We start from the raw sequence: 23,358 nt of genomic DNA on the forward strand, positions 1-23,358 counted from the left end.
GGTTACGAATCGAACGAGTCGGCGATTCGCTGGCGTACGTCCTCGGCGGTCCCCGCGTTCTCGTGACTCTCGTCCAACTCGAACCCGGCGAGCGCGTCGGTCACGGCGTCGGCCTCCGCGCGGGACAGTTCGACCTCCTCGGTGTCGTCGGGGTCGTTGCCGCCGAAGATGGAGTCGTTGTCGAGCCATCCCGTGTCGTCCCCGGCGGCCATCTCGCCCTTCTCGACGCCGCGGTGTTCGTCGAAGTCGAACTCGGCCGCGAGGTGGTCCTGCACGTTCTGAAGGCGCATCCCCCGGTCACCGGAGGAAGTCATCTCCTCGTCGGAAAGCGCGGCGATGACTACGCGGGCCTCGTTGCGCGTCATGTCGAAGGTCGCGGTGTCACGGTCGGACATGGAGAGAGACACGGTAGCCTGTCTGAAACGACTGGTGGGCGATTCGAGCGCGCGGATTTCGTGGCCGAGTTAGCGGCCGATGGCGCGCCACGCTACGAAAAGCGAGAACGTCGGCGGGAGGTCGCCGTTCTCAGTCGTCGCTTCCGAGGATACCGCGGTGGGTCATCTTCTCGGGGTCGATGACCTCGTCGGCCTCCTCCTCGCTGAGATACCCCTTCTCCACGACGACTTGCTTGACCGTCTTGCCCTCCTTCAGGGCGGTCTTGGCGGCGTCGCTGGCCTTGTCGTAGCCGATGTGGGGGTTGAGTGCGGTGGCGAGCGCCATGCTCTGTTCGACCTGCTCCTCGCAGTGCTGTTCGTTGGCTTCCAGTTTCCGGACGAACTTCTCGCCGAAGACCTCCGCGGAGTTGGCCAGCAGTTCGGCCGACTGGAGGAAGTTGTGCGCCAACACCGGCTTGTAGAGGTTGAGGTCGATTTGGCCCTCGGCGGCCCCGGCGCTCACGGCGGCGTCGTTGCCCACGACCTGCTTGTGGACCTGATTGACCGCCTCGGCGACGACCGGGTTTATCTTGCCGGGCATGATGGAGCTACCGGGCTGGTTCTCGGGCTGTTCGAGTTCGCCGAGTCCGTTCCGGGGGCCGGACGCCAGCAGACGCAGGTCGTTCGCTATCTTGTTCAGCGAGCCAGCGATGGTCCGGAGCGCGCCGTGGGCCTCCGACATCGCGTCGTGAGCGGCTTGGGCCTCGAAGTGGTCGTCGGCCTCGCGGAACTCCACGCCGGTCTCCTCGGAGATGTACTCGGCGGCCTTCTCCGGGAACTCGGGGTGGGTGTTCAGGCCGGTGCCGACTGCGGTACCGCCGAGCGCGAGTTCCGAGAGGTGGTCCCGAACGTGGTCCAGACGCGCGAGACCCTTCTCGACCTGCGTGCGGTAGCCGCCGAACTCCTGTCCGAGTCGGACCGGGGTGGCGTCCTGCAGGTGGGTGCGGCCCGTCTTGACCACGCCGTCGAACTCACCCTCCTTCGCGGCGAGGGCTTCCCGGAGCGAGTCGAGCGCGGGCAGGAGGTCCTTCTCGACGGCTTCCAGCGACGCGACGTGCATCGCGGTCGGAATCACGTCGTTGGACGACTGGCCGAAGTTCACGTGGTCGTTGGGGTGAATCTCCCTGCTCCCGATTTCGCCGCCGTAGATTTCGGTGGCGCGGTTGGCGATGACCTCGTTGGCGTTCATGTTCGAGGAGGTCCCGCTCCCGGTCTGGAACACGTCCACGGGGAACTGGTCGTCGTGGTCGCCCGCGATGACCTCGTCGGCGGCTTCCACGATAGCGTCGGCCTTCTCCTCCGGAATCATTTCGAGGTCGCGGTTCGCTCGCGCGGCCGACTTCTTGACGACGCCGAGCGCGCGGACGAATCGCCGCCCGAACGTGATGCCCGAGATGGGGAAGTTCTGGAGCGCGCGCTGGGTCTGTGCGCCCCAGTAGGCGTCGGCCGGGACCTGCATCTCTCCGAGACTGTCCTCCTCCGTCCGGTAGTCCTCGTCGTTAGTCATCCGTTCGAAGGTCCATCACCCGCAGATAAATATCGTGCGCACTCGGTCTCGTCGTCGGGTACGAGGGAGGCGAAGCGCCCACGGTGAGAACCGAGACCGGAAACAGGAACCGGTCCGAACGGTCGAATTTTCTCGGTGGAGTGTCGGAACGAACGCGAGAGTCGGTCGTTTCGGTTATAGTTCTGGATTACTTGACATCTAATAAGCCGTTTCAGCCCCACTACTATTCGTTTTCCGACAAGCTATCGTTCCGATACGACCTCAAGTAAATTTACCTGCCCATATACTTCCAACGGCGAGGGGCTACCGAACAGGACCTTCTACCGACCCGTGTGTCACTGAGTAACAATTTACTCGGTCTTGCATTAATTTCAACAACGTTTAAGAGGCTGGTGGGAGATGTTTTCGTTTAGGCTCACAGTATGACAGATGCCAACGAAGGTTCCGACGTTTCTCGGCGCGATTACATCAAGGCGGCCGGTGCGGGTACTATCGGCGTCACCGGACTAGCTGGCTGTATGGGCGGTGGCGGTGAGGGCGAGTCTACGACGACTACCGACTCCGGGTCGGACGAGACCACCGAGTCGATGGACGACGGTGAGGAGACCACCACCGAGGAGTCCTCGAACTACGAGACGCTGGAGGTCCAGCACTGGTGGACCGGCGGCGACGGTGCCGCGGCGGTCGAGGCGCTGTTCGAAGGGTTCGCGGAGGCGTACCCCGACATCGAGGTCAACCAGAACCCGGTCTCCGGCGGCGCGGGCCAGAACCTCGAAACGGTCATCAAGAAGCGCGTGCTGAACAACAACCCGCCCAGTTCGTGGCAGGCGTGGCCGGGCGCGAACCTCCAGCCGTACGTGGCGGCGGACAAGCTCGAAGACATCGGCGACTCGGTCTGGTCGCAGAACGGGATGAAGGACGCCTACCTCGAAGGCCCGAAGGAGGCGGCTCGCCCCGGCGGGAACTTCGTGACGGTGCCGCTGAACATCCACCGCATCAACAACCTGTTCTACAACGTCTCGGTCGTCGAGGACGCGGGCGTAGACCCCGCCTCCATCGAGACGCCCGGCGACCTCGTCTCGGCGATGGAGACCGTCGAGTCCGAGACGGACGCGGTCGGGATGGCCCACCAGACCTCCTCGGCGTGGTCGACCACGCAGCTCTGGGCGACGGTCCTGCTGGGCGAGAACGACGTGGAGACGTACAACTCCTTCGCGGAGGGTAACGTCGCCGACAACGAGGAGGCGGTCAAAAGCTCGCTCCAGACGGTCGTCGATTACACCGAACACGTCAACGACGACGCCGGTTCCGTGAGCTGGACCGAGGCCAACCAGAAAATCCTCAACGGCGAGGCCGCCTTCTTCCATCAGGGCGACTGGGCCGCGGGGATGTACCGCGGACAGGACGGCTTCGAGTTCGAGGACGACTGGGGTCACGTTCCGTTCCCCGGAACCGAGGGCGTCTACGCGCTCAACATGGACTCGTTCCCCTTCCCGACGAACAACCCCTCGCCCGAGGCGACGACGAAGTTCCTGCAGTACGTCGGCTCCGTCGACGCCCAAGAGCGGTTCAACCCCAAGAAGGGGTCGATTCCGCCCCGGACCGACGTGCCGAGCGACGCGTTCGGGCCGTTCCTCACCCGACAGATGGACGACTTCCAGAACTCCGACTCGCAGGTCCAGTCCATCGAACACGGCCTCGCTATCGCGCCCGACCCCAAGAGCAACATCAGCGACGCGATGGCGAGTTTCATCTCGAACTGGAACGTGGACAACACCTACCAGCAACTGACGCAGGCGTTCAACTGAAGTCGATTCCGACTGTCCCTTTTTCACATGCAACGACTCAAAGACGCACTCCGACGGATAACCCCCCGGAACGGCGACGAGACGGGCGAGGTTCGGACCGACGGCGGAGCCACCGTTACGGGCGAGTCCGCCGAGTCCGAGACGGGAACCGGCCGGTCGCTCCTGTCGAGCGACTTCCTCCGGTCGATGCCGTTCTGGCTCCCGCCGTTCCTGCTGATGGGCTTTTTCGTCTACGGGGCCATCGGGTGGAACCTCGTCATCTCGCTGACGGACTTCGAGGGGCTACTGCTGCCGGAGTACAAGATTTCGGAGTTCGACCTCGAAATGTACCGGGAGGCGTTCTCGGACCCGTCGTTCTGGACCGCGGCCCAGAACACGCTGGTCCTGCTGGTGGCGTTCACGGGAGTCTGTCTCGTCGTCGGCCTCCTGCTCGCCATCCTCGTGGACCAAGAGATACGGTTCGAGAACACCTTCCGCATCGTCTACCTGCTACCGATGAGCCTGTCGTTCGTCGTGACCGCGAAGTTCTGGGCGTGGATGTACAATCCCGAAATCGGGATGATAAACGTCACGCTCCGCCAGTTGGGGCTGGACTTCCTCACCTTACAGTGGATTTCGAACCCCGAGACGAAACTGGCGGCGGTCATCTTCGCGCTCATCTGGCAGTTCTCGGGGTACGCGATGGTCGTGTACCTCGCGGGGCTTCGAGCGATTCCGACCGCTCACTACGAGGCCGCGAAGGTCGACGGCGCGAGTAGCCTGAAGATGTACTGGCGGGTCATCCTGCCACAGCTTCGGGCCTCGACCATGAGCGCCGCGGTGGTGCTGATGGTGTTCGCGCTGAAGGCCTTCGACTTCCTCTACGTGATGTTCGGCAACAACCCCGGCCCGGCCGCCGACATCCTCGCCACGATGATGTTCCGCGAGGCGTTCGGGTCGAACAACTGGGCGTACGGGTCGGCCATCGCCATCGTGCTGTTCGGCATGGCGCTGGCGGTGGTCGCACCGTACCTCTACAGCGAATACCGACGAGGAGAACTATGAGCGGCGCGCCAGCCAGTCCGAATCCGGACGACCACACCAGACGGGAGCGAATCGAGCGGCGAGTGAGAGACACCGACGGGCGACGGGCCGCGCTGTACGCCTTGCTCCTCGGACTCGTCGCGTTCTACCTCGCGCCGCTGGAGGCGGGCCTGATGACCGCGTTCAAGACGACCGACGCGTTCAATCGGACCGTGCCGTTCCTGCCGCCCTTCGGCGGCGGGTTCACCGTCGAGCCGTGGGAAATCGCGTTCGACGCCATGTCGAACGCGCTCGTCAACAGCCTCCTGCTGGCGGTTCCGGCGACGGTGCTGTCGGCGACGCTCGGGTCCATCGCGGCCTACGGGCTGACGACCATCGACTGGAAGTACCAGACCGCGCTGGTCGCGCTGTTCATCGCGGGCATCTTCATCCCGTATCAGGCGGTGTTGGTGCCCCTATCGCGGCTCTACGCCATCGTGAACACGCAGGAACTGCTGTCGTTCCTCTGGGGCCTGCCGCTGATGCACGAACACTACGCGAGCATCATCAACCTCATCGTCACGCACACCGCGTACGGGATTCCCATCACGTTCCTGCTGTTCAGAGGCTACTACCAGTCGCTGTCCCACGAGATGATAGAGGCCGCGCGACTCGACGGCGCGAGCGTCTACAGCATCTACCGCAACATCGTCCTGCCGCTGTCGAAACCGATGTTCGCGGTGACGCTCATCTACCAGTTCACGCAGGTCTGGAACGACCTGCTGTTTGCGCTGGTCATCCTGCCGTCCGGCGGCGGTGCGGCCGCGCCGGTGACCATCGCGCTCAACAGCCTCACCGGCGGCATCGTGGAGTCGTTCAACACGCAGATGGCGGGCGCGTTCGTCGCGGCTCTGCCGACGCTGCTGGTGTACGTCCTGTTCGGCGAACAGTTCGCAAAGGGAGTTGCCGGAGAGGCCTGAGAATCATGACAAACACTTACACTACTCTACGACGGAGGACGAAACGATGGCCGAACTGACGTTAGACGGAGTGACCAAGTGGTTCGAGGACGACGGGGGCCGCATCGTGGCGGTGGACGACGCTCACGTCGAAATCGAGGACGGCGAGTTCCTCGTGTTGGTCGGTCCCTCGGGCTGTGGCAAATCGACCACCCTGCGGATGATAGCCGGTCTCGAAACCGTCTCGCAGGGCGACATCCGACTCGGGAACCACTCCATCACCGACGAACCGCCGACCGCGCGCGACATCGCGATGGTGTTCCAGTCCTACGCGCTCTACCCCCACATGACCGTGCGGGAGAACATGAGCTTCGGACTGGAGGAGTCCACCGACATGCCCGACGACGAGATAGCGACGCAGGTCGAGGAGACCGCCGCGATGATGGGCATCGGCGACCTGCTCGACCGCAAGCCCGGCGAGCTGTCGGGCGGCCAGCAACAGCGCGTCGCGCTGGGTCGGGCAATCGTCCGGGACCCCGAGGTGTTCCTGATGGACGAACCGCTGAGCAATTTGGACGCGAAGCTCCGCTCGCAGATGCGGACGGAACTCCAGCGGTTGCAGGAGGACCTCGGCGTGACGACGGTGTACGTCACCCACGACCAGACCGAGGCGATGACGATGGGCGACCGCATCGCCATCCTGAACGACGGCGAACTCCAGCAGGTCGGCACGCCGCTGGAGTGTTACCACGAACCCGCCAACGTCTTCGTCGCGGGGTTCATCGGCGAACCGTCGATGAACTTCTTCGACGTGGACCTGCGGGGCGAGAGCCTCGTCGCCGACGAGTTCGAGTATCTCCTCTCCGACGAGTTGCTGGCCGACGTGGAGGGCCACGAGCGACTCGTCCTCGGCATCCGGCCCGAGGACATCGAACTCGCCGCGGAGGGCGACGGTCCCCACGAGTTCGAGACGACCGTGGACGTGGTCGAACCGATGGGCGACGAGAACAACGTCTACCTGACTTTCGCCGACGCGGAGGCGGTAGGGTCCGGCGGCGAGGTCGAGACCTTCGTCGCCACCGTCTCGGGCCTGCGAAACGTCGAGAGCGGCCAGACCGTGGTCGCGCGGATTCCCGAGGAGGCGATTCACGTCTTCGACCGCGAGACGGGCGAGTCGCTGCACAACCGCGAACTCAACCGGACGGAAGTCGCACAGCCGAACTTCTGAGTCGGTCCCTTTTTTCAGGACAGTCAGTCGAACCGACCGTCCGTACTCGACGACGATCCAGTATCGGAGATATTATTGGATAAATTAGTAGAACGGAAGAGGTATTTACAGCCGTTTATGCTAAATATTAAGTATGTGTCTCCCAAGGATGAGGATGGAATGTCAGACCATAGCAGACGGACGTTTCTCAAGGCGGCTGGTGGAGCGGTCGGCAGTGCGGCGCTGTTGACGGGCGGCGCGAGCGCGGACGGCGGCGCGAGCGGGCCGGACCGACGCTTCCTCGTGGACCTCCGCGAGGTATCGCGCAGCGAGATTCCGGACGACGTGGAGATAATCCACGACATCTCGGAGATAGATGTACTCGCCGCGCGTGGCGACCCCGGCGCGGTACCCGGTTCGGCCTCGACGGTGGCCGACTTGGCGGTCTACCAGCACGACCAGACACCCGACGGCGGCCCGGTGAAAGAACACCCGGCGAAGGGCCGCGGGAGTTCGGGCCCGGCGTGGGACAGCGGCGCGCCTACGAACACCGAACTCCAGTGGGACAAGCGCGCCCAGCGCGTCGGCGACCTGACCGAGAACCCCGGCAACGGCCGGACGGTCCAAGACACGACGACCGGCGAGGGGACCCGCGTCGCGGTCGTGGACACGGGCGTCTACGACCATCCAGACCTCGACGGCGTCGTCAACGAGGAGCTATCGGAGAACTTCACCACGGACCCCTACGACTTCCGACCGAACGGCGCGGGCGACCACGGCACCCACGTCGCGGGCACCGTCGCGGCGACCAACGACGGCGGCGACGGCGTCCTCGGCACTGCGCCCGACACCGAAGTCCTCTCCCACCGGGTCTTCTCCGGCGTGGCGGGTGCGACGGGCGACACCATCGCGGCGCTCGTGGACGCGGCCAACAAGGACTGTGACGCCGCGAACATCAGCCTCGGCTACCCGCTCCCGTACGTCTACCCCGACGAGTACCCGTTCCTCCTCGACGTGAAGGAGATGTACCGGCGCACCGCCGAGTACGCTCGCGAGCAGGACATGATAATCGTCAACTCCGCGGGTAACGACGCGCTCGACATGGACCAAGAGGGCGTCCTCAGCCTCCCGACCGAAGTCGAGGGCATCTTCGGCGTCGCCGCGACCGGTCCCATCGGCTACCTCTGGGACGACAAGAAGAAGAGCCGCGAGGACAAGGCGCTGAAGAAGTTGGAGAAATCGACGGCCCAACCCGCCAACTACACCAACTACGGCGAGGCTGTGGACGTGAGCGCGGCAGGCGGGAACTACGACCCCGAAGCAATCGACCAAGTCGAGGGCTGGTACTACGACCTCGTGTTCTCGACGGTTTACGAGACGAACGAGAACGGCGAGATCGAACCCAGCTACGGGTGGAAAGCCGGTACGTCGATGGCTGCACCCCAGATTACGGGTGCCATCGCGCTCGTGCGCTCGCTTCGCCCCGACGCCAGCGCGACCGAAGTCGAGAATCTCATCAAGGAGACCGCGAACGACGCGCCCGGTGGCGAGACCTACCACGGCGCGGGCCACCTCGACCTCCGCCGTCTGGTCAAGCGCGCTCGGTAGCGACGCGACGATTCCGCCTTCGTCAGGCTATCGGGCCTCCGTCGAACGACTCCGCTATCTCTTTTCGCCGACTCGCTCGCGGGCCAGTCCGAGCGTCTGGGCCGTCGGGAGTCCCCAGTCGTAGTTGACCGCCGCGAGTCGCGTCGCGAGCGTCGTGGCGGCGCAGACGGCGGCGGCGGTACCTCCTCCGAGGCCGACTGCTCCGGCGGCCCAGTAGGCGCTCCCGCCGAGGAGCGCGCAACTCGCGTAGAAGTCGTCGAAGAGGACGAACGGCGAGCGGTCGAGCAGGAGGTCGGCGAACGCGCCGCCGCCGACCGCGTTGATGGTCGCTATCGCCACGACGCCGAAACTCGACAGTCCGGCGTCGGTCGCCACGATGGACCCGGCGGTGGCGAACGCCGCGAGTCCCACGGCGTCGGCCGCGAGCGTGACGGGGTGGGCCTCCGGCGAGTCGAGGAGGACGGTCAGTCCGACCGCCAGCGCGACCCCGAGGAGACCGAGGCTGATCTCGCCGAGCGACCCGAGCGCGAGCGGGACGCGGTTCACCAGCACGTCGCGGGTGGCCCCGCCAGCGAAGGCGGTGACGAGGCCGACGACGGCGATGCCGAACACGTCGAACTCCTCGCGTATCGCCTTGGTCGCGCCGACGAGCGCGAACGCGACCAGCCCCACCGTGTTCATCGCGGTGAACGGGTCGGCCACCAGCGGGCCGAGGAGGTCTCGAATCACGCTCGGTCGGTTACTCCTCGGCGCGCTCGGCGTACTCGTCGGGCGTGTAGGTCTTGAGTTCGAGCGCGTGGATGTCGTCGGTCATGTGGTCGCCCAGCGCGTCGTAGACCAGTTCGTGTTGGGCGACGAGCGGTTCGCCCTCGAACGCGGGCGAGACGACGGTGGCCGCAAGGTGGTCCTCGTCGTCCACGCCGCGGGGGTGGCTGACGGTCGCCTCGGCGTCTTCGAGATTCGATTCGATGAGTTCCTTCACGTCGTCGGCGTTCATGGCTTCGGATAGGAAGCGAGAGGCCAAATGCGTGTGGATACCCGACCGCGCGTTTCGGTCGAGGGGGCTTCGGACCAGCACGGAATACTGGAGAATCGGCGACGACTGCGACTGTACCACCTTTCAATTCGGCGCGTGCGGACGCGACTGCTCTGCGTGTCGCGTCCTTCCGCGCGAGGGATGAGTAGCGCAGTGGAGCGAAGCGACCGAGCAACGCAATCGGTTGGGGAGGGTGTGGCTCTCGTGGTGCCGTGCGGTGACTCCTCGTTGTCGGCGATAGTCCGCTGTACGGTTGCGGTGCTGTCGTAGTGCTGTACTACGGTGCTGTCGTAGTGCTGTACTACAGTGCTGTCGTAGTGCTGTACTGCGGTGCTGTCGTGGTGCTGTACGATTCCCGGTACAGTCACGAAAAAATCGCCGACTCGTTCACTCGCTCGCGGGGACGATGCTATCCAACCGACCGACCGTCTCGGTCTCGGGGTCGTCACCCTCCTCCAAGCCGCCCTCGACGCGCTCGACCACCGGTTTCCGGTAGTCGGTGTAGACGTTGATGGCGTCGTCGTCGCGTTGGACGGTGAACTCCTCGACCTCCTCGTCGGGCCGCCAGACCCGCGTGACCTCGCCGGTCGCGGCGTCGCTGGCCCCGCGACCGCCCCGCGGCGACCACTCGACGCGAACGCGCGTTCCCTCCTCTACGTCGTCGGGTTGCAGTTCGTCGCCCATACTCGGCCCTTGCTCGTCGTCGCCCCTGAACACTTCGGCCGCGGCGCGTCGTTCCGGGAGTGGACCGAGAGACGAGGCGGGACGAGAAGCGGACCGAGAGACGAGGCGGGGCGAGAAGCGGACCGAGAGACGAGGAGGGACGAGGAGACGGCGAGGACCCGAGAGACGAGGAGGCCGAAACGAGAGGACAGCGGCACGTCTCCCGATATTGCGTCGTTGGAAAAACTGTAGAGCGTTCCGAGAGCCGACCGGTACCCCACGCTCCCCGAAGGCGCTCGGTCGAAGTCTGGCGGTCGGCGGTCAGTCGAGGTCCAGCGTGTAGAGTCGCTTGCGGGCGTCCGAGAACGAGAACCGCGAGGAGACGATGCCCTCGTCGTCGAGGCGGTTCAGCGCGTAGCGGACCGTCCGGTCCGGAAGCAGGGACTCCTCGGCGATCTGGCTCTGGGTCAGGGTGTCGTTGTACTCCAGCACCTTGGCGACCAACTTGGCGCTCGGCGGCAGGTCCCGTATCTCCTCGGTGGCGTTCTCCCCCGTCAGCCGACTCTCCTTCGTGCGTGCAGTCTCTGAGGTACTCATGCTACGACCTACTTTTGGATACGGCCTAATAATATTTCTCCTTTCGATATATTACTGTTGTTTATTTCACCGGTCCGCCCCGACGGGCGCGCGAGCGACGAGCGAGTCGGACGCCTCTCCCCCGTTCCGTCCGCAAGATTACCTCCTCGGAGAGGTGTAAACTATCCCGACTCGCCGACCCGACTGTGATACTGTCTGACATGCGTCACACCCACCCGAAGCCTCTTATGAGGGAGGGACCTAGAGCGTCGTGATGACCGACACTGTGGAAGACGTAGACCTCCCCTACGACGAGGAGAGCGCGTCCCAGCAGGACAAGATAGAGGCCCTTCAAGAGCGGTTGGAGGTTCTGGAGTCGCAGAACGAGGAGATGCGCGACAAGCTTCTGGATGCGAACGCCGAGAACAACAAGTACCAGCAGAAGCTCGAACGCCTGACCCACGAGAACAAGAAACTCAAGCAGTCGCCGCTGTTCGTCGCCACCGTCCAAGAACTCACCGACGAGGGCGTCATCATCAAACAGCACGGCAACAACCAAGAGGCCGTCACCGAGGTCACCGACGAGATGCGCGAGGACCTCGAACCCGACGACCGCGTGGCCGTCAACAACTCTCTGTCTATCGTGAAGACGCTGGAGAACGAGACCGACGTGCGCGCCCGAGTCATGCAGGTCGAGGAGAGTCCTTCCGTGACCTACGAGGACATCGGCGGCCTCGAAGAGCAGATGAACGAGGTCCGCGAGACCGTCGAGATGCCCCTCGAACGCCCCGAGATGTTCGGCGAGGTCGGCATCGAGCCGCCGAGCGGCGTCCTCCTGTACGGCCCGCCCGGCACGGGCAAGACGATGCTCGCCAAAGCCGTCGCCAACCAGACCGACGCCACCTTCATCAAGATGGCCGGGTCGGAACTCGTTCACAAGTTCATCGGCGAGGGGGCGAAACTGGTCCGTGACCTCTTCGAGGTCGCGCGCCAGCACGAACCCGCCGTCCTCTTCATCGACGAGATAGACGCCATCGCCGCCAAGCGCACCGACTCGAAGACCTCCGGCGACGCCGAGGTCCAGCGGACGATGATGCAACTGCTCAGCGAGATGGACGGCTTCGAGGACCGCGGCGAGATTCGCATCATCGCGGCCACGAACCGCTTCGACATGCTCGACCGCGCCATCCTGCGGCCCGGCCGGTTCGACCGCCTCATCGAGGTGCCTAAGCCGAACCTCGAAGGCCGCGAGAAAATCTTCCGCATCCACACCCGCGACATGAACGTCGCCGACGACGTGGATTTCGAGAAGTTGGCCAAGAACGCCGAGGACGCCTCCGGCGCGGACATCAAGGCCGTCTGCACCGAGGCCGGGATGTTCGCCATCCGCGACGACCGCACCGAGATTCGGATGGCGGACTTCGAGGAGGCCAAGGCGAAGATCGACGCCGAGGACGAAGAAGAAGAGATCTCGAAGACGTTCGCCTGACGCGAACTCCCGCACAACGGGGCTCCTCGTCGTACTTTCCCTTCTCTCCACGAACCGGGTAGCCGACCGGCCGTCGGTCGGACGACGCGCCGTCTCGATACGACACCGGAATACGCCCCGCCTCAGCACGACAGCCGACTAACGCGTCGTCAGTACGATACCCGAATCACGCGCCGGTCGGTCTCGTCGCGGACGGTCACCACGTCGCCGGTGTTCTTCCAGACCGCGCGGGACGACCCCCAGAAGAGGTGGTCGTCGGCGTCCTCGCCCGACCCGGAGTGAATCGTCACCGACCGGTTCGGATCGAGGAGGAACTCGTCGGGAAACTCGTAGGTCGTCCCGTCGGAGTTCTCGACGGTCCACCCCGTCAGGTCCAGCGGGTCGTCGGCCTCGTTGCGGAGGACGACGTACTCGTCGTTCTTGTTCCAGTGGTCGTAGCCCCGCGCGTTCTCGTGAATCTCGTCCACCACGAGTCCGGCGGTCAGTCTCGGCACTCGCGGGCGGCGGTTGCCGAGTACCTCGTCGGGGACGCCCTCGGCGGTCGAACCGCGTGCCGGGTCCGTGTCCGGACTCGTCTCGTCGTCGGCCGCGTCGCGGTCGGCCTCCTCGGCCGTGTCGCGGTCGGCCCCCGTCTCGCCTCCGGCGACCGGCACCGTCTCCACGGCGACGACGGCCACGTCCGCCTCGGGCACGTCGGCGACCCCGGTCGCCTCGCGGTTCACGAACCGGTGGAAGTCGCTTCGCTCGCCGCTCTTCTTGGTGTCCTGATAGCGTAGGGCCAGTCGCTCGCGGTCGAACTTCTCGAAGAACTGCTCCCACGAAATCGCGTCGAGTCGCGGGTCCGGGTCCTCCTCGGGGAAGTCGAGTCGCAGGATGCCAACGTCGTCGCCCTCGCCCGTGCCGACGACGTGGGCGGGCGTCGCGTCTCGCTTCTCGGCCCACTCGCGGATAGCCTCGCGGTCGGTCGTCGTCTTCGTCCGGCCGGGCATCACGTCGCGACTCACGAACCGGTGGAAGTAGCTCCGTTCGCCGTTCTTCTTCTCGTTCTGGTAGCGAAACGCGAGGTCGGCCTCCTCGAACTTCCCGAAGAACCGGTCCCATGGGACGGCTTCGAGGTTTCGGTCCGGGCCGTCGTCCGGAAAGTCGATGCGTAAGACGCCGAGGTCGTCGCCCTCGCCGGTCTGCTGTACGTGTGTGGGTTCGGCGTCGCGGGCCTCGACCCACTCGCGTATCTCGTCGTGGTCGGTCGTGGTTCTGGTCGTCCACGGATTCGTGTCTGTCACTCCCATTCCCCCGACGGAGAACCGACCGCAGGACGCTTAGCTATTCGGAGCTGTCGGAGAGCAGACAGGTTCACCCGAGAGCGAGGAACGCCGCGTAGGGGACCAGAAACAGCACGACGAACATCGCCAGCAGGATGGCACCGTAACCGGCGAGCGTTCCGAACGCGGTCACCCACGAGGGGTGGTCGAAGTCGGCGGGCAGGTTCATACCCGATTGCTCGGGCCAGCGGCCCTTAACCCTACCTGAAACCGGCGGCAGGTTGTCGAAACCGGGGAACTGCGAATCCGGGACCGACGCCGGAGCCGCGCTCCGCGACGAGGAGTGGCGCGCGCTATCGCAGGATATCGCCGATGCGTCGGGCCTCGCCAGCCAGTTCCGGGTCCTTCTCGACGATTCGAAGCACCTCGTGGTCGGTCACGTCGAAGTAGGACTTGCCGGTCGCCCCTTCGATGAGGTCCTTCGAGAGGCGAAACTCCGTGCCCTCGTACACCACGTCCACGCCGTCCTCGTCGAACGCGAGCGTCGTCATACCCCCGCGTTTGGGGCCAGTATTTAAAAACCTCTCCGAATCGGTGCGGGGAGTGTTCGATTTCCGGCAGATGTCTGACTGAAGTTTATAATGGTTCGACCGAAACGTTCCGGTGTGCCGCTTGGTTCGGACCCCTTGGACGAACTCGCCATCCCGGACGGGACGACAGTCGAGGAGCACGACCTCGTGACCGACGGCGACGTAATCGTCGGCGGCCAGAGTACGGTCGAGTTCGGCGTCCGAGGCCACAACGTCATCGCCGGGGAGCGCGTCCAGTTCGGCGGCCACATCGAGGCCGAGGCCGACTGTCGCCTCGACATGTGGTCGGACGTGCGGGACAACGTGCTGGTGGGCCGGGACGCCTACCTCGGCGAGCGCGTCCACGTCGGCGGTCGCCTAATGGTCAGCGGCGACCTCGACATCGGCGACGACGTGGACATCGAGGAGGGGTTCGAGGCCAACGGGTGGATAGTCATCCGGAACCCGATGCCGACCATCGTCTTCGTGTTCGTCTACCTCCAGCAACTGCTTCGCATCGGCGAGGAGGAAGCCGCCGAGGAGGTCTTCTCGGAACTCCTCGAAAACGAGGAGGTCGAAGCCGACCCGGTCGTCGTCCCGCGGAACGGCCACGTCTCCGACGACTCGTGGCGGGTCTCGACCCCCGCGACCATCGGCGACGACTGCCGACTCCACGGTAACATCCGCGCCGAGTCCATCGCAATCGGCCAGCGCAACGACGTGTTCGGGAGTCTCCGAGCGCGCGGCGACATCGCCGTCGGCGAGAGTACGGTCATCCACGGCGACGTGACGACCCGGAACGGGACCGTCGAACTCGCGGACGACGTGGAGGTCCGGGGCGACGTGTCCTGCGAAGACCTCCACTTCCACGAGGGTGCGATAGTGGACGGGACGATGCGCGCGAGCGGCGAGATGTCGATGGTCAAGGCCGGGACTCACGAACACATCGCCGCGGACGGCGACGGCGGCCGGAAGCGATACCACGGCGACGACGACGACGATACGGGAAGCGAGACCGGAGCCGTCGCCGCCGGAAGCGCGGCGGCCGACGGGACCGCCGAGAGCGTCGGGACGACCGACTCCGGCGTCGAACGCGCAGACGAGAGCGAGTCGGCCGCCGAAGGCGAGTCAGCCTCCGAGACCGATTCGACCTCCGAGACCGATTCGACCTCCGAGACCGACGGCGACGCTTCGGCGACCGAATCGCCCACCGACGACTGATTCTGCGACGTACGTTTCTCGGCGACTCCCGACCCTGTAGCGGTTTCGCCGAACGATTCGACGGACTTCGACCGGTTCGGCGGTCGAACACTCGGTTTTGCCGTTGATTTCCGAAGCTGAGGGGCGGTATCCGGGGTTAATGTAATAAACATTGACGATGATATACTGACGACGTATGGGAGAGAGACTCACTATTGTCAGGTGGTGTCGATGCACTCGGTAGTTCTCACGAAGGGCGTGCCGGACTTCAGGGAGGGACAGGTGTCGTTCGACGAGGACGGCCACCTCGAACGCGGCGCGACCCCCACGGTGATGAACCCCAACGACGAGTTCGCCTTGCAGGCCGCGCTTCAGACCAAGGTCAAGCAGGGCGGACGAGTCAGCGTGATGAGCATGGGGCCGCCGGGCTACGAGAGCGTGCTGGAGGAGGCGATGGGCGTCTACGCCGACGACCTCTATCTCCTCTCGGATCGGGAGATGGCCGCGGCCGACACGTGGTCCACGGCCATCACCCTCTCGGGCGGCATCGAGAAGATAGCCGAGGAAGACGGTCAATCGGGCGAACCCGACCTCGTGTTCGCGGGATTCAAGACCGCGGACGGCGAGACCGGCCAGACCGGCCCGCAGACCAGTTGGTGTCTCGACAGGCCCATCGTGACCCACGTCATCTCGCTGGACGTGGACGAGGAGGCCGGGCGACTCCGCGCCAAGCGACTCGTGGAGGGCGACGTGGACGAGATAGAGACCGTCGAGGCTCCCCTGCCCGCGTTCGTCGTGACCGACCCCGAGTTCGAGCCGTCGTATCGGCGGGCCGAACACCGACTCAGACACAAGCGACTCGTGGCCGAGACCGAGGAACGCGTCGCGGAGTACGAGGACCACCTCACGACGTGGAGCGCCGAGGACCTCGATTTGGACCCCGACTTCATCGGTCTCGACGGCTCGCCGACCATCGTCTCGGGCGTGGACCCGATTCCGAAGGCTCCCTCCGAGCGCGAGGCGACGACGATGACCCCCGACGACGAGGAGGGAATGGCGGAACTCCTCGAAACGATGCGGCCGATGGCGGGAGGTGACTGAGCGTGGCCGACGATACCGACCTCGACCCGAGCGAGTACACCGTCGAGCAACTGGAGGAGAAACTCGCGGCGGCCGACGACCCCGCGACGCTCGACGCCGCGCTCGCGGCCGAACAGGAAGGCAAGGACCGCAAGACGGCCAGAGAGGCGATTCAGGCCCGCATCGACGAGTTAGAGGACTCGACCGAGGGCGGGGAGACCGCGGCCGACGCCGAGGATGGGGAGGCCGCCGACACCGACCACGACGAGGAGTACGCCGACGAGGGCGGCACCGACGCGCCCGAGGAAGCCGGTGACGCCGAACAGGGCGAAGTGGCTCCTGACGCGGGCGAAGTCAGCTACGAGGTCGAACGCCAGTCCCGCGACAAGAAGCACGTCCGGGCGCTGAAGGGCGGCGAGTACGGGGACATGTGGGTCTACTGCGAGACCCAAGGCGGCGAACTGCTGGACGTGTCCAAGGAGATGCTGGGGAAGGCCCGCGAGCTGATGGACGCGTACAACGACGAGTACGAATCGGAGCGCGTGGTCGGCCTCCTCGTCGGCGACGCCGACGCGACGACCGACCTCGCCGACGAGGTAATCGCGTACGGCGCGGACGTGGCCGTCTACCACGAGGACGACCGTCTCCAGCGGTTCCGCCACAAGCCGTACACCGAAATCGTCGCCGACATGGCCCGCGGCGGGGCCGAACCGCCCAACTGGGCGACCGGCGACCCCGGCACCGAACCGACCGCCGAGTGGCGCGACTACGACAAGCCCCGCTACTTCCTCTTCCCGGCGACGAACAACGGCCGGGACCTCTCGGCGCAGGTGCAGGCCGAACTCGACTCCGGCCTCGCGTCGGACTGCTCCGGACTCTTCATCGAGGAGGAACTGATATCCAACCCGGTCAAGACCGGCGAACCCGGCGAGAAGGTCGAGTTCGAGCGCGTCCTGCACATGAAGCGCCCGGACTTCTCGGGGTTCGAGTACTCCACGATTCTGTGTCTCGACAACCCCGGCCGGGAGTTCCACCCGCAGGGCTGTTCGGTGATTCCGGGGAGCTTCGACCCCATCGACCCGGATTACGACCGGGAGGGCGAGGTAATCGAACACGACCTCGCGCTCGCCGACGACTGGTTCCGCGTGGACGTGACCGAGTTCGACCGACTGGACGAGGGCGTCGATTTGACCGGCCACGAGGTCGTCGTAGCCCTCGGCCGGGGCATCGGCGACGACCCGACGAAGGGAATCGAACTCGGCTTGGACCTCGTAGACGCCTTCGAGGACGCCGCGCTCGGTCTCTCGCGGGGCGTGGTCACGGCCTCCTACGACGTGGACGGCCACGTCGCCAACTACGTCGCCGAGGAGCGCCAAATCGGCGAGACCGGCCAAGAGGTCGCGCCGACTCTCTACGTCGCGGCCGGAATCTCGGGCGCGGTCCAGCACAAGGTCGGGATGGACGAGTCGGACACCATCGTCGCCATCAACACCGACCCCGACGCTCGGATTCGGGACTTCAGCGACTACTACGTCGAGGGCGACCTGTTCGAGGTGCTTCCCCGCCTCACCGACTCCATCGAGGCGGGCGAACTGAAAGCGACGGCGGAGGTAAGCGATGACTGACGAACACGAACACTACGAGGCGGTCGTGGTCGGGGCCGGACCCGGCGGGGCCGCCGCCGCGGCGGTACTGGCGCGAAACGGCGTGGAGACGCTGGTCCTCGAACGCGGGGTCGAAGCCGGGTCGAAGAACGTGACGGGCGGACTCGTCTACGCCGAGGAGTCCGCGCCCTACACCGTGGACGCGCTCTTCCCGGACTTCCGCGAGGAGGCCACGGAACGCCCCGTCACCGACTACTACCTGCACAACGTCGCGGGCGAGAAGGTCGAGACCTTCGACATCACGGACCTCCACGAACACGACACCGCGTGGTCCGACGCGGTGCTTCGCCGGAGGATGGACTCGTGGATGGCCGACCGCGTCCACGAGATGGCCAGCGAGACCGGCGGCGGACTCCTGACCGACGTGCGGGTGAACGGCTTGCTCCGCGAACGCGGGGAAATCGTCGGCGTCACCTGCGACGAACTCGACCCGATTCGGGCCGACCTCGTGGTCGCGGCCGACGGCGTGAACTCGGAGTTGGCCCGCGACGCGGGCCTGATGGACTGGGAGGAGCCAGAGGAGTGGTTCCAAGGCGTCAAGGCGGTCGTGGACGTGCCCCCGGAAATCATCGCCGAGCGGTTCGGCGTCGCCGACGACGAGGGCGAGGCCCACCTGTTCTCGGGGGACCTGTTCCAAGACGTGCGCGGCGGCGGGTTCGTCTACACCAACGAGGACTCGCTGTCTATCGGCTCGGTGTTCCACCTCGACAGCATCGTGGAACAGGAGGCCGAACCCCACCAATTGCTCGACAACCTGCTGACCCATCCCCTGCTCGCCGACTGGCTGGAGGGCCACTACGACGAAGTGGAGTACAGCGCGAAGCTGGTGCCCGACTCGAAGAAGGCCGCGAACCCCTCGCCCCACGAGGGGCGACTCCTCGTCGTCGGCGACGCGGCGGGCCAGATGCAAGCGCAGGGTCCCATCATCAAGGGGATGAACCACGCCGTCTCGGCCGGGGCGCTCGCGGGCGAGGCGTTCGCCGAGGCCAAACTGCGCGGCAAACCCGAGCAGGCTGGCGACCTCTACGAGCGAAAGCTCCGCGACGAGGGCGTCATGGGCAAACTCCGGCCGAAAGGGTATCGGGTCGCCAGCGCGCTCGGCGAGCGCGACGCCGTGGCCGACCTGACCGACTCGCTGGTCTCGTCGTCGGTCGGTCGCCTCGGCGTGCGCCTGCTCGGCGGGGCGGGTCTCCTCGAAGACCTCTACTCCTCGCCGTACCTCTCCCAAATCGTGCCCGACACCCAGACGCCGTACGTCACTTTGCCGACCGTCATCGCCGAGGAGCTAGGCGAGCGTGTCACCGGCGAGGCCGACTTCGAACCGAAGGACCTCGCGACGCGCATCGGCGACCTGACCTACGATACCGACGTGGGCAACCCCCACATCGAGCTACGGGACAATTCGGTGGAAGCCAGCGGCGCGGCCGTCACCGCCTGCCCGGTCAGCGCGCGGGACTTCGGCGGCGGCTGTTACCGCGAGGAGACCGTCAAGACCAACGGGAGCGAACAGAAGCGCGTCAGCCTCGACACCCAGCCCTGCGTCGAGTGTGGCACCTGCGCCGTGGTCGCCGACACCGACTGGGAACACCCGCGAGGAGGCAAGGGCGTCGAGTACAAGGAGGGGTAGATGAGCGACTACCGCGAGCGAATCGAGCGACTGGCCGAGCGCGCCCGCGAGGAGCGCCGGACCTTCGACTCGCCCGCGGATTCGGCCGACCCGTCGGACGACGAGCGCGCCGACCGGCCCGAGGAGCGCGCCGACCGACTCGAAGAGCGCGCCGTGGGCTACTGTCGCGACGGCGTCGGCGAGGTGGTCGCGGTGTACGTCGAGGCCCGGACCGGCGAGTACGCGCCCCTCGACCGCGCGGAGATGTCGGCGCTGGAGCAGGCCACGAACGACTGGCTCGAACTGTACGCCCGGTGTCACGGCCGGGAGATAACCGCGGAGTTCACCGTCCGGGAGGTCGCCGAGACCGTGGTCGAAACCCGAGACGTAGTCGAGACCGCGCGACTGCTGACCGGCGTACCCGAGCGCGACCGGAGCGTCGCGTGGGGAGGAGCGCGAGAAACAGTTAAGTAATCGCGGAGTGTGTTATCATTAACCATGAAGTTTTCAGAAACGCTCGAATTCGACCACGAGGACCGGAAACGAATCTACGAGTACGTCGAGAGCCACGGCGAGGTGGATGCAGACGAGGCCCGCGACGTGTTACACGTGGACCCCGGCGGGTTCCGCCACCACGTCGCCATCCTCAAACGCGACGGCTATCTGGAGGAACACGACGGGATGTTACGGGCCTCCTTCGACGAGGGCACGGCCGAGGAGTACGACGTAGACGGTATCGAGTTCACCATCCGGCCTGCGCGACAGGAGGACCTCGCGGGCATCGTCGGCGCGATTCGCCGGGTCGCAGAACAGGGCAGTTACATCGTCGCCGAGAGCGTCGCCGACGAGATAGACCACGACGAGGCGCTGTTGCGCCACAACGAAATCGAATCCCGGATGTTCTTCGTCGCCACGGTCGGCGGCGAGGCGCGCGGCGACTCGGACGGTTCGACCGGCGTCCGGCCGGGAGACGAGGTGGTCGGGTGGGTCCACCTCTACGCGCCGGAACTCGACAAGTTGGCCCACACCGCGGAGTTGACCGTCGGCGTGCTGGACGAGTATCAAGGACACGGCATCGGGAGCCACCTGCTGGCGCGCGGACTGGAGTGGGCCGGGTCGAACGGCTACGAGAAAGTCTACCAGAGCGCGCCCTCGACAAACGAGTACGCCATCGGGTTCCTGAAAGACCACGGCTGGGAGACCGAGGCGGTCCGCGAGGACCACTACAAGATAGGCGGCGAGTACGTGGACGAAGTGATGATGGCCGTCGAGTTGTAACGTCGCTCCGTCCCCGATTTTTCGTCCGGGCTTTCGACGGACACGTCGGCCAGACGACACCACAAGAGGTTTACTCGCGCCGTCGAGACGCCGGGTATGAACGCTCGGTCGGTCGGCGTCCTCCTCGCCGTCGTCGGTCTCGCGCTCGTCGCCCATCCGCTCTATCTCTTTCCGCACCACGGTGAGACCGCCCACTTCGTCTCGTCGGTCGAAAAGGTCGGCGAACAGTCGCCGGACGAGACCGTCGCCTACGACGACCTCCCGCCGGTCGCGCGGGACCGCTTCGAGGAGGCGCTAGATGACGGCTACTCCGAGAGCGTGTGGTCCGGCGAACACGCCGCGTCCTCCGAGGCGCTCGCTGACCACGAGTACGTGCGGTATCGGGGCGTCTACTACGAGTACCAACTGCGAGACGCCGGGAGCCTCGGGTTGGGTGGTATTCTCCGGATGCTCCTCTCGACGCTCGCGGTGATTTCGTTCGTCGTCGGCATCTTCGCCGCCCGGTCGGGTCGATATCGACCGTTGACGCCGCGACGTGCGCTCTGGATTCCGCTCGGCGTCTTCGCCGCACTCGTGGCGACCGAGTACTACGACGTGGTGGTCGGCGGCGCGCACGAACCGCAGTCGTACGTTCACTTGCAGGCGATGGCCGCGGCGTTCGTCTCGATGTCGGTCGTCGGGTCGGCGGTCTGCGACAGGGGGTCGCTCCGGCCGTTGGTTCCGGTCGGTCTCCTCGTGGTCGGTGGTACGCTCTACGCTGTCGCGGCGGGGTACGGGTCCGCAGTCGGGGGCGGCGCGGTCGCGTTCGCGCTCGTGACGACGCCGTGGTTCGTACTCGGGTACGCTCTGACTGCCCCGGCGGAGGAGGCACCTTGGCGGGTGAACGCCGCGGAACCCACCGACGCCGGAAAGTAAGCGACCGACTCGCTCCGCGAGACGCGACCCGAGAGTCGCGTTACTGCTGTTCGTGGACCGGGAACGCGACCTCGACGGTGGTCTTGTACTCCTGAATCTCGCCGTTCTCCACGTCGGCGGTCCAGTCTTCGACCTCGATGCCGTGGATGTCGTCGATGGTGTGGCTCGCCTGCTCGACCGCTTCGTGAGCGGCCTGCTCCCATCCCTCCTCGGAAGTCCCGAGAACTTTGATGATTTTCACTGCCGTCATGGCCAGCGGCCGTACGACGCGATTCCTGTAGCGTCTTGTGGCCGCGAACTGAGACGTATCGGAGACAGATTTAGACGTGGTAAAACTACATCTTTCGTTTTTCGAGACAGGTGTAGGTTTCGGACGGTGGCAGAGAACGGACGGCCGACGAAGGAACGAGCGACCGCCGACGCCGAGCGGACCGCAACCGCACGTCACCGCTCCGGCGTTACAGTTCGAGGTCCCGAATCGCCACGCAGTCGCCCTCGCGGACCTCGCCGATAATCCGGCCGTCGGTCTCGTCGGCCAGCGACTCGGCGTCGTCTTCGGGGAGCGCGACGACGAAGCCGGTGCCCATGTTGAACGTCCGGTGCATCTCCTCGTCGCCGACGTTGCCCTCCTGCTGGACGAACTCGAAGACCGGTTGGGCGTCGAACGGGTCGGCGATTTCGTAGCGGAACTCGCCCATCCGTGAGAGGTTGGTCCATCCGCCGCCGGTGACGTGGGCCGCGGCGTGGACCTCGCGGCCGCGCAGGTGGTCCAGCAGGTAGGTGTAGATGCGCGTCGGTTCCAGCAGGACCTCGCCGACGGAGCGAGGTTCGGTCTCGTTTCCGTCGCCGTCCTCCTCGTCGCTCGCGGCTCCGCTGGCGTCGAGCGGGAAGGGGTCGCCGTACTCGTGGTTTCGCGTCGCGGCCTCCCGCGCCAAGGTGAGTCCGTTAGAGTGGATGCCGCTGGAGGAGAACCCGACCAGCGCGTCGCCGACCTCGGCCTCGCCGGGGAACACGGCGTCTTTCGGCGCGAGACCGACGCACGCGCCCGCCAAGTCGAGTCCCTTGATGACCTCGGGCATCACGGCCGTCTCGCCGCCGACCAGCGCGATACCGGCCTCGTCGGCACCGGCGGCAAGTCCGTCGCCGACCTGCTTCGAGAACTCCTCGCTCGGCTCGTCCACCGCGAGGTAGTCCACGAACGCGACGGGTTCGACGCCCGAGGCCAAGAGGTCGTTGACGTTCATGGCGATGCAGTCGATGCCGACCGTCGAGTAGTCGCCCAACGCTTCGGCCACGAGGAGTTTCGTGCCCACGCCGTCGGTCGCCAGCGCGAGGTAGCGGTCGCCGATGTCGAGCAGTCCCGCGTACTCGCTCTCGTCGATGTCGCCCACGGCACCGACTAGCGCCGCGGTCGCGGCCTCGCTGGCCTCGATGTCCACTCCTGCGTCCGCGTAAGTGAGTTCCTCCTCGTCTTCGGTCATGGTGAGACGGGCGG

At 65.8% G+C, this 23,358-nt stretch carries 24 protein-coding genes; 13 read left to right on the plus strand and 11 right to left on the minus strand.

Going from position 1 to position 23,358, the window contains the following annotated elements; genetic code table 11:
* Window positions 1-2: 2 nt before the first annotated feature.
* Both EPL00_RS13135 and EPL00_RS13140 read right to left on the minus strand, forming a co-directional pair.
* Complete coding sequence (locus tag EPL00_RS13135) at window positions 3-395, minus strand: hypothetical protein (protein ID WP_135854611.1); 393 nt, start codon at window positions 393-395, stop codon at window positions 3-5.
* A 130-nt stretch (window positions 396-525) separates the two neighbouring features.
* Window positions 526-1,941, minus strand: a complete 1,416-nt coding sequence (locus tag EPL00_RS13140) for a class II fumarate hydratase (RefSeq protein WP_135854612.1) — start codon at window positions 1,939-1,941, stop codon at window positions 526-528.
* A gap of 422 nt (window positions 1,942-2,363) precedes the next feature.
* Here EPL00_RS13140 and EPL00_RS13145 point away from each other — a divergent pair, with 422 nt between their 5' ends.
* From EPL00_RS13145 to EPL00_RS13165, 5 genes are all read left to right on the plus strand, one after another.
* Complete coding sequence (locus tag EPL00_RS13145; RefSeq protein ID WP_135854613.1) at window positions 2,364-3,749, plus strand: ABC transporter substrate-binding protein; 1,386 nt, start codon at window positions 2,364-2,366, stop codon at window positions 3,747-3,749.
* 27 nt (window positions 3,750-3,776) lie between these two features.
* The gene (locus tag EPL00_RS13150; protein ID WP_135854614.1) at window positions 3,777-4,793 is read left to right on the plus strand and encodes a carbohydrate ABC transporter permease; all 1,017 of its coding nucleotides are present in this window, start codon (window positions 3,777-3,779) and stop codon (window positions 4,791-4,793) included.
* Window positions 4,790-5,731 carry a carbohydrate ABC transporter permease gene (locus EPL00_RS13155; RefSeq protein ID WP_135854615.1) on the plus strand — a complete coding sequence of 314 codons (942 nt, stop codon included), beginning with the start codon at window positions 4,790-4,792 and terminating at the stop codon, window positions 5,729-5,731. The genes EPL00_RS13150 and EPL00_RS13155 overlap by 4 nt, the downstream gene beginning before the upstream one ends.
* A gap of 46 nt (window positions 5,732-5,777) precedes the next feature.
* Window positions 5,778-6,938 (plus strand): ABC transporter ATP-binding protein, encoded by a 1,161-nt coding sequence (locus tag EPL00_RS13160; RefSeq protein ID WP_135854616.1) that lies wholly within the window; start codon window positions 5,778-5,780, stop codon window positions 6,936-6,938.
* A 159-nt stretch (window positions 6,939-7,097) separates the two neighbouring features.
* Window positions 7,098-8,525 (plus strand): S8 family peptidase, encoded by a 1,428-nt coding sequence (locus EPL00_RS13165; RefSeq protein WP_135854617.1) that lies wholly within the window; start codon window positions 7,098-7,100, stop codon window positions 8,523-8,525.
* A 54-nt stretch (window positions 8,526-8,579) separates the two neighbouring features.
* On the opposite strand, the gene EPL00_RS13170 is transcribed toward EPL00_RS13165, so the two are convergent.
* The 4 genes from EPL00_RS13170 to EPL00_RS13185 form a co-directional block, all read right to left on the minus strand.
* On the minus strand, window positions 8,580-9,254 hold the full coding sequence (locus tag EPL00_RS13170) for a trimeric intracellular cation channel family protein (protein WP_135854618.1): 675 nt from the start codon (window positions 9,252-9,254) through the stop codon (window positions 8,580-8,582).
* Window positions 9,255-9,264: 10 nt separating this feature from the next.
* Window positions 9,265-9,522 (minus strand): BolA family protein, encoded by a 258-nt coding sequence (locus tag EPL00_RS13175; RefSeq protein ID WP_135854619.1) that lies wholly within the window; start codon window positions 9,520-9,522, stop codon window positions 9,265-9,267.
* Window positions 9,523-9,948: 426 nt separating this feature from the next.
* Entirely contained in the window at window positions 9,949-10,245 is a 297-nt protein-coding gene (locus EPL00_RS13180; protein WP_135854620.1) for a hypothetical protein, read from the minus strand.
* Window positions 10,246-10,545: 300 nt separating this feature from the next.
* Window positions 10,546-10,821, minus strand: a complete 276-nt coding sequence (locus tag EPL00_RS13185) for a MarR family transcriptional regulator (RefSeq protein ID WP_135854621.1) — start codon at window positions 10,819-10,821, stop codon at window positions 10,546-10,548.
* 253 nt (window positions 10,822-11,074) lie between these two features.
* Here EPL00_RS13185 and pan1 point away from each other — a divergent pair, with 253 nt between their 5' ends.
* The gene (gene pan1 / locus EPL00_RS13190; protein ID WP_135854622.1) at window positions 11,075-12,289 is read left to right on the plus strand and encodes a proteasome-activating nucleotidase Pan1; all 1,215 of its coding nucleotides are present in this window, start codon (window positions 11,075-11,077) and stop codon (window positions 12,287-12,289) included.
* Window positions 12,290-12,438: 149 nt separating this feature from the next.
* On the opposite strand, the gene EPL00_RS13195 is transcribed toward pan1, so the two are convergent.
* From EPL00_RS13195 to EPL00_RS13200, 3 genes are all read right to left on the minus strand, one after another.
* A complete protein-coding gene (locus EPL00_RS13195) occupies window positions 12,439-13,578 on the minus strand; it encodes a lamin tail domain-containing protein (RefSeq protein ID WP_135854623.1) in 1,140 nt (379 codons plus the stop codon).
* A gap of 64 nt (window positions 13,579-13,642) precedes the next feature.
* Entirely contained in the window at window positions 13,643-13,780 is a 138-nt protein-coding gene (locus EPL00_RS23580; RefSeq protein ID WP_202932639.1) for a hypothetical protein, read from the minus strand.
* Window positions 13,781-13,904: 124 nt separating this feature from the next.
* On the minus strand, window positions 13,905-14,102 hold the full coding sequence (locus EPL00_RS13200) for a DUF5800 family protein (RefSeq protein ID WP_135854624.1): 198 nt from the start codon (window positions 14,100-14,102) through the stop codon (window positions 13,905-13,907).
* A 114-nt stretch (window positions 14,103-14,216) separates the two neighbouring features.
* On the opposite strand from EPL00_RS13200, the gene EPL00_RS13205 reads away from it, so the two are divergent.
* The 7 genes from EPL00_RS13205 (at window position 14,217) to EPL00_RS13235 (ending at window position 21,863) form a co-directional block, all read left to right on the plus strand.
* Window positions 14,217-15,341, plus strand: a complete 1,125-nt coding sequence (locus EPL00_RS13205; RefSeq protein ID WP_135854625.1) for a polymer-forming cytoskeletal protein — start codon at window positions 14,217-14,219, stop codon at window positions 15,339-15,341.
* Between the two features lie 210 nt (window positions 15,342-15,551).
* Window positions 15,552-16,421, plus strand: a complete 870-nt coding sequence (locus tag EPL00_RS13210) for an electron transfer flavoprotein subunit beta/FixA family protein (protein ID WP_135854626.1) — start codon at window positions 15,552-15,554, stop codon at window positions 16,419-16,421.
* 2 nt (window positions 16,422-16,423) lie between these two features.
* Window positions 16,424-18,025 (plus strand): electron transfer flavoprotein subunit alpha/FixB family protein, encoded by a 1,602-nt coding sequence (locus EPL00_RS13215; protein ID WP_135854627.1) that lies wholly within the window; start codon window positions 16,424-16,426, stop codon window positions 18,023-18,025.
* Window positions 18,018-19,691, plus strand: coding sequence for an FAD-dependent monooxygenase (locus EPL00_RS13220; protein WP_135854628.1), 1,674 nt, complete (start codon window positions 18,018-18,020; stop codon window positions 19,689-19,691). Before EPL00_RS13215 ends, EPL00_RS13220 begins: the two co-directional genes overlap by 8 nt.
* On the plus strand, window positions 19,692-20,144 hold the full coding sequence (locus EPL00_RS13225; RefSeq protein WP_135854629.1) for a hypothetical protein: 453 nt from the start codon (window positions 19,692-19,694) through the stop codon (window positions 20,142-20,144).
* A 24-nt stretch (window positions 20,145-20,168) separates the two neighbouring features.
* Complete coding sequence (locus tag EPL00_RS13230; RefSeq protein WP_135854630.1) at window positions 20,169-20,948, plus strand: bifunctional helix-turn-helix transcriptional regulator/GNAT family N-acetyltransferase; 780 nt, start codon at window positions 20,169-20,171, stop codon at window positions 20,946-20,948.
* A gap of 96 nt (window positions 20,949-21,044) precedes the next feature.
* Window positions 21,045-21,863 carry a hypothetical protein gene (locus tag EPL00_RS13235; protein ID WP_135854631.1) on the plus strand — a complete coding sequence of 273 codons (819 nt, stop codon included), beginning with the start codon at window positions 21,045-21,047 and terminating at the stop codon, window positions 21,861-21,863.
* A gap of 40 nt (window positions 21,864-21,903) precedes the next feature.
* On the opposite strand, the gene EPL00_RS13240 is transcribed toward EPL00_RS13235, so the two are convergent.
* Complete coding sequence (locus EPL00_RS13240; RefSeq protein WP_135854632.1) at window positions 21,904-22,113, minus strand: dodecin family protein; 210 nt, start codon at window positions 22,111-22,113, stop codon at window positions 21,904-21,906.
* 208 nt (window positions 22,114-22,321) lie between these two features.
* On the minus strand, window positions 22,322-23,344 hold the full coding sequence (gene purM, locus EPL00_RS13245; protein ID WP_135854633.1) for a phosphoribosylformylglycinamidine cyclo-ligase: 1,023 nt from the start codon (window positions 23,342-23,344) through the stop codon (window positions 22,322-22,324).
* Window positions 23,345-23,358: the final 14 nt, after the last annotated feature.

Source organism: Halorussus salinus (assembly GCF_004765815.2).
GTDB lineage: Archaea > Halobacteriota > Halobacteria > Halobacteriales > Haladaptataceae > Halorussus > Halorussus salinus.